6 protein-coding genes and 1 riboswitch are annotated in these 8,865 nt (G+C 40.9%); of the genes, 2 read left to right on the top strand and 4 right to left on the bottom strand.

Annotated features, from left to right (window positions below; genetic code table 11):
• Nucleotides 1-217: 217 nt before the first annotated feature.
• Nucleotides 218-1,105 carry a LysR family transcriptional regulator gene (locus V7083_RS07070; protein WP_335476677.1) on the bottom strand — a complete coding sequence of 296 codons (888 nt, stop codon included), beginning with the start codon at nt 1,103-1,105 and terminating at the stop codon, nt 218-220.
• A gap of 136 nt (nt 1,106-1,241) precedes the next feature.
• On the opposite strand from V7083_RS07070, the gene V7083_RS07065 reads away from it, so the two are divergent.
• Nucleotides 1,242-2,282: a YeiH family protein gene (locus V7083_RS07065; protein WP_335476676.1), complete on the top strand. Its 1,041-nt coding sequence runs from the start codon at nt 1,242-1,244 to the stop codon at nt 2,280-2,282.
• A 75-nt stretch (nt 2,283-2,357) separates the two neighbouring features.
• Here V7083_RS07065 and V7083_RS07060 read toward each other — a convergent pair whose 3' ends face one another.
• The 3 genes from V7083_RS07060 to mmuP all read right to left on the bottom strand — a co-directional run bounded on the left by V7083_RS07060 (nt 2,358) and on the right by mmuP (nt 7,377).
• Nucleotides 2,358-4,772, bottom strand: a complete 2,415-nt coding sequence (locus V7083_RS07060) for an immune inhibitor A domain-containing protein (RefSeq protein WP_335476675.1) — start codon at nt 4,770-4,772, stop codon at nt 2,358-2,360.
• 276 nt (nt 4,773-5,048) lie between these two features.
• Nucleotides 5,049-5,993 (bottom strand): homocysteine S-methyltransferase, encoded by a 945-nt coding sequence (gene mmuM, locus V7083_RS07055; protein ID WP_335476674.1) that lies wholly within the window; start codon nt 5,991-5,993, stop codon nt 5,049-5,051.
• Nucleotides 5,968-7,377, bottom strand: a complete 1,410-nt coding sequence (gene mmuP, locus V7083_RS07050; protein WP_335476673.1) for an S-methylmethionine permease — start codon at nt 7,375-7,377, stop codon at nt 5,968-5,970. Before mmuP ends, mmuM begins: the two co-directional genes overlap by 26 nt.
• 81 nt (nt 7,378-7,458) lie before the next feature.
• Nucleotides 7,459-7,563, bottom strand: a riboswitch (SAM riboswitch).
• A gap of 254 nt (nt 7,564-7,817) precedes the next feature.
• Here mmuP and V7083_RS07045 point away from each other — a divergent pair.
• Nucleotides 7,818-8,771: an NAD(P)H-dependent flavin oxidoreductase gene (locus V7083_RS07045; protein ID WP_335476672.1), complete on the top strand. Its 954-nt coding sequence runs from the start codon at nt 7,818-7,820 to the stop codon at nt 8,769-8,771.
• The last annotated feature ends 94 nt before the right edge of the window (nt 8,772-8,865 follow it).

Here is an 8,865-nt window from a genome sequence, read left to right as displayed (position 1 = left end):
TTTTTGCGCTGCCTTGTCTGAAGGTGCCTCGACTTCAGTCATACTCTAGCTTTTTCGTACTATTAGTATTTCGAAAAAGATTACTCCATTAAAAAAAAGAAACCATTCGTAAGTATGGTTTCCTAACCAGTGTGCAAATGCAGCGGTACTTTTTCCGTACCCAGTACACGTTTTTATTGATCCCTAATCAGACTTTTTTCTAGGGTATTCACTACCTTCAACTTTTAAACCCTTCACCTACCAATAATTCAACAAAAACCTCAGTGGCTTTTGTTTGGAATTTGACATTTGGGGTCACAAGTGAAAAATTCCTCGTCATGGGAAACCCTTCGATATCCAGTAACTTTAGCTTTCCCAGCTGCAATTCATTTTTAATAGCCGAGTGTGAGAGCAAAGAAATTCCTAAACCAGCTTCAATGGCTTCCTTAATCACTTGGGTACTGCCAAAGGTCATAACATTCTTGGGATAAAAATTCAATCGTTGGAAGCCCTTTTCCTGCATTTCTCTTGTCCCTGAACCCTCCTCACGAATGAGCCACGTCTCCTGGCTTAAATCAAAAGAGCTTATTTTGTCTTTGTTAAATAAAGAATGGCTCGGTGCCGCTATGATGGATAAATGATCATAGGCAAATGGCATAATCTTTAGTTTCTCTGTTTTTAATTCTCCCTCTATGATCCCTACGTCAATTTGGTGATGTAAGACCAATTCTATAATTTCATTCGAATTCCTTATCATGATAGTTGGATTTAATTGCGGATACGTCTTAAGTAAGGCTGCAATTTTATGTGGGAGAATGTATTCGCCATAGGTATAGCTTGAGCCAATAGACAGGGTACCACTTGCTGTATGTTTTAGATCATCCAACAAATTTTCCATCCTGGTATAGAGACCTAGAATATTCTTTGCGTGATGATAAACAATTTCTCCTGCTTTATTAAGCCTGACAAACTTATTCGTTCTTTCTAATAATTTTATATTCAATGACTTCTCTAAGTTCTGTATATAACTGCTGACTGCCGGCTGTGTCATATGGAGAATTTCAGCAGCACGTGTGAAATTTTGTTGTTCTGCCACTGTAATAAAAACATGTAAGGCTTGGTCCATTTCGTCTCCTCCTTTATATTCAATAAGTTTTATAATAAACATTTACTTATCATCATCATTATAATAACTAATTTTACTTATTACTGTAAGAGGCATATGATGGACACAGGAAATCATCTTGAAGGGAAATCATAAAATGACGAATACAGTAGCTAAACATCATACGATAGGCAAACAGCCGAGGTATTCTACAATAGAAAGTTGGCTTGGAGGAATTATTTTTACTTTTGTTATTGCATTGGCTGGTTTTGGATTGTCCAAACTGCCTGGTCTAGACCGTGTCGGGCAACTTGCCTGTGCCATTTTGATCGCAGTTGTTTATCGACAAATATGGGGATACCCGGAGCGACTGCGTACAGGGGTTCAATTTTCTGCCAAAAGACTGTTAAGACTGGCAATTATTCTTTTTGGATTAAAACTAAATATCCATGTTGTTTTACATCAAGGATTGGGGTTACTTGTAAGAGATGTCGGAACCATTGTTTTTTCAATATTCCTTACCACATTCCTTGCAAAATTATTCAAAGCAGATTCTTCTTTATCCTTGCTACTTGGAATTGGAACAGGTGTCTGTGGTGCAGCAGCAATTGCCGCTGTTTCACCGATCTTGCAAGCAAAAGATGAAGATACCGCAATGGGGGCAGGGATCATTGCATTGGTTGGAACCATTTTCGCCACAGCCTATACCATTTTAAGGCCGTTTATCCCCTTAACTGCTCTACAATACGGTATTTGGTCGGGGGTAAGTTTACATGAAATTGCACACGTAGCTCTGGCCGGAGCACCTGCCGGACCAAATGCCCTGGCAATTGCTTTGTTAGCCAAACTAGGCCGTGTCTTCTTACTTGTTCCACTCAGTTTTATTCTTATGTATTGGATGAAGCGTAGAGGAAATAGAGAATCTGATTCCGATACAAAAATTGAATTCCCCTGGTTTCTAATAGGATTCATGATTATGAGCCTGTTCGGAAGCTACGTCCTTGGCCATGCGATCACGATTTCAGCTAGTATCCTAAATGGAGTATCCTTCTTCACTTCCTTTATCTTGACGATGGCCATGATTGGATTAGGTTTAAATGTTAGTCTGAAGAACCTTCGCACGAAGGCGTTACGACCACTTCTGGCTATGTCGATTACTTCCATTCTTTTATCGGTCATCACCTATTTCACGATGTAACTGGGAGAAAATAATAACCCCTTTTCCGAGGAAAAGGGGTTTTTAGCGTGGTATTGCAATCAAGCACGCGTTATTTTATTTGTGAATCCAAACGGCACCGGCAGAATTGTCTTTTGCTTCACCGATTACTTGGATTTTAAGCGGATACTGTGCTGGAACAATTCGTCCGGCATCAGGAATAACGGTGTTTGTGTATGCCTTCGTGGCATCGAACGTTTTTACGCCTGGAAGACCTCTGTAATCGTAAATTCCACGGACTGCATTTTCAATATACCATGCAGGTGTCTGGTCTAAGGAGAAGGCAGCATCGGCAATCTGATATCTTGTGCTTTGCTTAATGGTTGGAGAACCGTCAGTAACAGATTTACCCATGATCGCTTCAGGATGGGAATCCACAACACCAAGGAAGCCTTCGCCCGGATGAACGCCCGTCCAGTTGTCGGTATACGTTTCATCGCCATACCAAACTACTAAACCAGTATTATATTTCACCCCACGGGAGTACTGTAATGCCGCATCAGATCCAGAATAGTTTCTCCACTCTAGATAATAATAATGTGGTTTCTTGATCCAGCCGTCAGATACTTCAAACCCGTTCAATGCTACTTTTGGTGTTCCCTCTGCATCATCGGAGAATGCAACATTGCCATCTACTGTTAATGACAAATTATCCATTGCAAAACCATCTGGAGCCAGTCCACCATCTGTTACGTATTCAAAAACAAGTTTTACTTTCTTACCGGCAAATTCGCTTAAGTCATAAGATTTATCTACCCATTGACCTTTAGTGGACTCAAAAGCGGAGTTTCCGCGTACTACATCCGATTCATCACCGATGACATCCACTACTTTCTGTGTACCGTCAGATGCAACAGCGGTTACATTTACGTAATCATAATTGGTTTCCACATCATACAACGCCTTGTAAGCAAACGTTGCATGGCTTGCATTTGTTAAATCAAAGTTCGGGGTTTCCATTACAGTATGTAGGTCATCCCCTTTTGTACTGTAGTAGTACTTGGCCCCAAATTTAGGTGGTATTCCTGGAATTTGCTTTTCAGGAAGGTTTACTTTCACAATTCCAGGGTTCTTGGATTTTGTTACACTCTGGTCTAAAACAGCTGCTAGACCGTTTTGATCAAGATCTTTATAATCTACTTCCGTAATATTTGCCCAGTTGCCGCCCAATACTTTTTGGAAAAACTCTTTGTTTTGCGGTGAAAAACTTGGTGGCTGGGTGCCGGCAATGTGTCCGTTCCAGCTGCCGCCACTCATGATGGACCATGAGGCAACTGGCTCACCTTGGCCGGTATACTGGGTATCATATTCGTCCGGAAGACCTAAATCATGGCCAAACTCGTGTGCAAATACGCCAACTGCTCCATCTTCAGGCTCGATGGTGTAGTCGTACGCAGCCATTCTGCCTTCTTTCCAATAATCTACCGCCGCTTTTGTATTTGGTACGGAATAAACACCGCCTAGATCCCAGCGGTGAGACCAAATAGCATCGTCACCTAGTGCTCCGCCGCCAGCTTCTTGACCTACACCAGCATGAAGAACCATCAGATGATCAACCAAGCCGTCTGGCTCGTTAATATTTCCATCGCCATCAATGTCATAGATATCCAATTTATCATAATCAGCTAAATTGATCCCTTTTGCTACAGCCGCATTCAGGGCATCTTTTACTAGACCGCGAGGACCCTTGGTTCCCGGCTTGTTATCGTTGCCACCCTCTGGGGCATCGCTGCCATAATCAGCAGCATTTCCTGGAACTGTTAACCAATCAGAAACGTTGCCTGTTACGGTATAGCTGCCGCCAGATTGCTCTTCGTAATATTGTTTAAATGTTTTTACCTTATCACCATTGAATAAGGTGAAATCTTCATTGCCAAACAGCATTTTTTGATAATGATCGCGATTGAAATCTTTGGCGTACATATATCCTGGTTCTTGCTCAATGTTGTTGTGTTTAAAGTCTGCATATTCTACTAGCAAAACTAGCACTTTATCCTCACGGACAGATCCGTTATACGAGGCCTGCTTGGCAGAGTCTACTTTCACTTCACCATTCGGCTTGCCCTTTTTGAAATTTTCGTGGCCTTTATTAAGCTGGGCAACCAGCTTGTCCTTTTGCTTTGTTAAAAAGTCTTTTGCCTTTTTGTCCATTTCCTGCTGCTCTTTTGTTAGGACTTTGTCGGACTTGCCCGGCTTTTCTCCCTGCTTCTTTTTAATGTAAGCGTTTACAGTCTTTGCGATTTCTTCACTGGATGCATCCTTTGAAATAAGTCCTCTTTTCTGTAGTGCTTTTGCCAGCCTGTCCTGGTCAATAATGTTCATGTCCATTGTGGCTGACTCTGCAGTATAAGCCGTCTTTGCTGCAACAGGGGAAATCTTTGGTACTGCAAAACAACTAGAAAATAGTGCCGATGTTGCCAAGGTTGTTGCCGCAATGCTGGAGAAAACCTTTAATTTTCCTCTCTTCTTCACGATTTAGCCTCCCTTTATCTCTATTAAAAAAATAGTACATGTAAAATTGTAATCTACCAATCTATTTATGTAAATATTTACAATAGTCTAAATTTTAGACAAAATACTACACCTATTTTGCCATTTTTTCACTCCTTTAAAATAAAAAAAGCCTTGCTATTCAAGGCTTTTGTTTCCTTTTCTGTAAAAATATCAGTCTTAATCAAACGTTTGATTAATTGAGATATACCTGTCAATTCTCGAAAAATGTCGATGAAATTAGACACATTCATGCTTTTAGTAGCGCCACTTTTTTGAAAGTCCTTCAATGTGATGGGGCGTTGTTCGGCAGCATCCTCCGATCAACCTTGCTCCTGCTCTGTACCATTCTTCGGATTGCAGTTCGAACCTTCCACATAATTCTTGGCCATGCCAAGTTTTTGTTACCGGATTATAGGTTTCTCCCGAATTTGGATATACCAGAATATGCTTTTTCGTGTTCGTGCGCAACTCCTTAATGGCATTTGTAACATAGGTTACTGGTGCACAATTCAAACCAATTGCAACTATTTGTTGGTCCTCGTCAAAATACTGTGCACACTCCGCAAGCTTAGTACCATCACTAATTTCTTTTTCATTTTTCAAAGAAAAGGATAGCCATGCATATACCTCTGGAAATTCTCGCAATAGGGACGATAACACTTTCGCCTCTTGTAAAGAAGGGATCGTTTCAAATGCTACTAAATCGGCTCCGGCTTCAATCAATGCTTCCATTCTAGGACGGTGGAATTCTACTAATCTTTCATCTGTTACGCCGTAATTTCCTACATACTCTGAACCATCAGCTAGGTAAGCTCCATATGGTCCAACAGATGCAGCCACTAATGGCTTAGGCCGATTATGCTGTGCAGTTTCCTTCCAAAAATCATCTCTTGCCCTTCTTGCCAGCAGCACAGTTTGCTTCATTAATTCTAAAGCTTCCTTCTTTTCTATTCCACGAGCGGAAAAACCATCAATTGTTGCCTGATAACTTGCCGTAATGGCACAGTCCGCCCCGGCACGAAAATAATCAGAATGAACCTGATAAATCAATTCAGGATTTTCAAGTAACACACGTGCGGACCAAAGGGGATCATCCAAATTACATCCATGGGACTCCAGTTCTGTCGCTAAGGCTCCATCTAGAAGCATAATAGAATGTTGGGATAAAATGGCATCAATTGGGTTGATTTTGTTGGACATAATGGGCGCCTCTTTTCTTTAGATTTTGTGTAAGATAGTAGCTGCCGTAGCAGAGCAGTATAAATGGAATGCCACAATATAAGGCTATTCGTTGAGTTGGATCAAATGCAATTCCAATACAGGATGCAAGACATAAGACAAATGACAAAATTGGAACAAACGGATAAAGTGGCGTACGATAAACCAAGTCCTCTATTGAATTTCCTTCTTTTAAAAATTGTCTGCGAAATAGGTACTGGGAGGCACTAATACTCATCCATACAACCACCACAGCCAGACCGGAAATGGATACTAGCACAATGTACACAGTATCCGGTGCAACAATGCTAGAGAACAAAGATAAAACTCCGCCTAACATACTGAAAATAACGCCATTGATGGGAACACCCTGTTTAGTCATTTTGGCAAACATGGGTGAAATGGTCTTCTTATTAGCTAATGACCAAAGCATTCTTGAGGAAGCATACAGTCCTGAATTGGCAGCAGATAAAATGGCTGTTAAGATCACAAAGTTCATAATGTCGGCAGAGTAGGGCACCCCTATACGTTCTAGAACAGCAACAAACGGACTCTCTAATACGCCAGCATCGTTCATAGGCAGTAACGCAGATAATACAATGATGGTTCCTACAAAAAAGAGGATCAATCTCCATAAAGTCGTGCGAATGGCCTTCGGGATTGTTTTTTGCGGATTCGCTGTTTCTCCAGCTGCAATCCCGATTAATTCCGTTCCTGAAAATGCAAAATTCACCGCAAGCATGGTCATGAGAATGGCAAAAGCACCATTAGGAAACAGGCCCCCTTTTACCAAATTTGAAAAGAAAGGTGCTGAGTTTGAATGGGACATGGGAAGAATGCCTACCATCGCCGCTACACCTAAAATAATAAAGACCACAATGGCGATGACCTTTATAGATGAGAACCAGAATTCAGTTTCAGCGAAAAATTTAACCGTTAATACATTAATGATAAAAATTAAAACGGCAAAAAAGGCACTCCAGATCCAAACATTGACCGATGGAAACCATCTTTGCATAAGCATTCCCGCAGCCGTAAATTCAGAACCTAAGGCAACCGTCCACGTTAACCAATACAACCAGGCGACCGTATATCCTGTTCCTGGTCCGATGTATTTAGCTGCAAAGGTATGAAAGGCACCCGTTTCAGGCATATGTACAGAAAGCTCTCCCAAACAAAGCATGACTAGATACACCACTAATGCACCAATCAGATAGGATAAGATCGTCCCAAACGGACCTGCCTGTTGAATCGTATAGCCCGAACTTAAAAATAATCCAGTTCCAATCACACCGCCAAGCGATAGCATGACAATATGACGCGTTTTCATTTCCCTTTGAAATTCTCTCCCATTGTTGTTTTCCATTCATACTCTCCTTTTTAGCTATCCAGAAAAAACAAAAAGCACTCAAAAATGAGTGCTTCACTGACAAATAGAAACGGACCGCTCTTATCTATCAGGTTAATCACCCGCTGGAATTAGCACAGTATCTTAAGCAGACCTGTTGCTGAGGTTTCATCGGGCCAGTCCCTCTACCTCTCTGGATAAGAAATATTTTTTTTATAACCTTATCAGTCATTTTTAGAATTGTCAATACGCTCAATATTTTCAGAAAATATTATTTAACATCAACAAATTGACCTCTCCCTGAAAACGTTAAATTTGAACATTTTGTGGCAATCAGGAATTTATTTATATCTGTGAGGTTGGACCATTACATTCATCACTATTTTTTAGACACCCTATTGTTTAAAGTGGTTGATATTAGATTTACTTAAAAAACGTAATGAAATGGGGTTTTTTTCTTGAATTTTCCACAATTAAAAATAGGTCATATGACGCCAAAGGTACCAATCATGCAGGGTGGTATGGGTGTAGGAATCTCTTTAAGCGGACTTGCCTCTGCTGTTGCAAATGCTGGGGGAATTGGGATTATATCAGGAACTGGAATTTCCGTTGATGAAATGCGATCACATATAAGAAAAGCGAAGGAAAATATAAAGGATTCAGGCTATATTGGAGTAAACGTTCTTTTCGCTATGAATGACTTTGCTGAAAAAATGAAGGCAGCCATTGATGAAAAAGTTGATTTCATCATATCAGGCGCTGGAATTTCTAGAGATATGTATGCTTGGGGAAAAGAATCCGGTATTCCCGTTATTTCGATTGTATCTTCCGCAAAACTGGCTAGATTGTCAGAACGTCTTGGTGCTTCAGCCGTTGTGGTGGAAGGTCATGAGGCCGGCGGACACCTTGGTACAGATAGACCTTTGTTTGATATTTTGCCTGAAGTGGTGGAAGCTGTGACGATCCCGGTCATTGCTGCTGGGGGAATCATGACGGGGGAAGATGTTGCGAGAGCCCTACGCGCGGGAGCGTCTGGAGTACAGATCGGAACCAGATTCGTCGCTAGTGATGAATGTGATGCCCCATTAACGTTTAAAGAAAAATATGTACAAGCCAAAAAGGAAGATACCATTTTGGTCAAAACAACGGTTGGTCTCCAGGGGCGTGCCATTAAAAACCATTTTATTGATCTTATTTCAGATGACAAAAAGGTGAAAATCAAAAAGTGCATGGATTGCTTGAAAAATTGTTCTTATCGTTTCTGTACGCTTGATTCTTTGATCACATCGATGAATGGAGATTGCGAGAATGGTCTAGTTTTTGCCGGAGCCAGAGTCCATGAAATCAAAGAAATCCTACCAGTTCAAACAATCATCAACAATATTATGAGCGAATATAAAGCTTGTATATAAATGGAAAGGTACCTGACCGTGATAGTGGGCAGGTACCTTTTTTCAAAAGGCTATGTTAAACTAGTCTGTTGATTTCCGTTCCAGGCACTTCGCT

The sequence above is a fragment of the Bacillus sp. JJ1764 genome (assembly GCF_036962145.1).
Taxonomy (GTDB): Bacteria; Bacillota; Bacilli; order Bacillales; family Cytobacillaceae; genus Neobacillus.
This window is presented reverse-complemented; position numbering and strand designations above follow the sequence as displayed.

Bases quoted from the DNA above. Each gene is read 5' to 3' on its own strand.
- V7083_RS07070 (WP_335476677.1), bottom strand. From the start codon at position 1,105: ATGGACCAAGCCTTACATGTTTTTATTACAGTGGCAGAACAACAAAAT.
- mmuP (WP_335476673.1), bottom strand. From the start codon at position 7,377: ATGGAAAACAACAATGGGAGAGAATTTCAAAGGGAAATGAAAACGCGT.
- V7083_RS07065 (WP_335476676.1), top strand. From the start codon at position 1,242: ATGACGAATACAGTAGCTAAACATCATACGATAGGCAAACAGCCGAGG.
- mmuM (WP_335476674.1), bottom strand. From the start codon at position 5,993: ATGTCCAACAAAATCAACCCAATTGATGCCATTTTATCCCAACATTCT.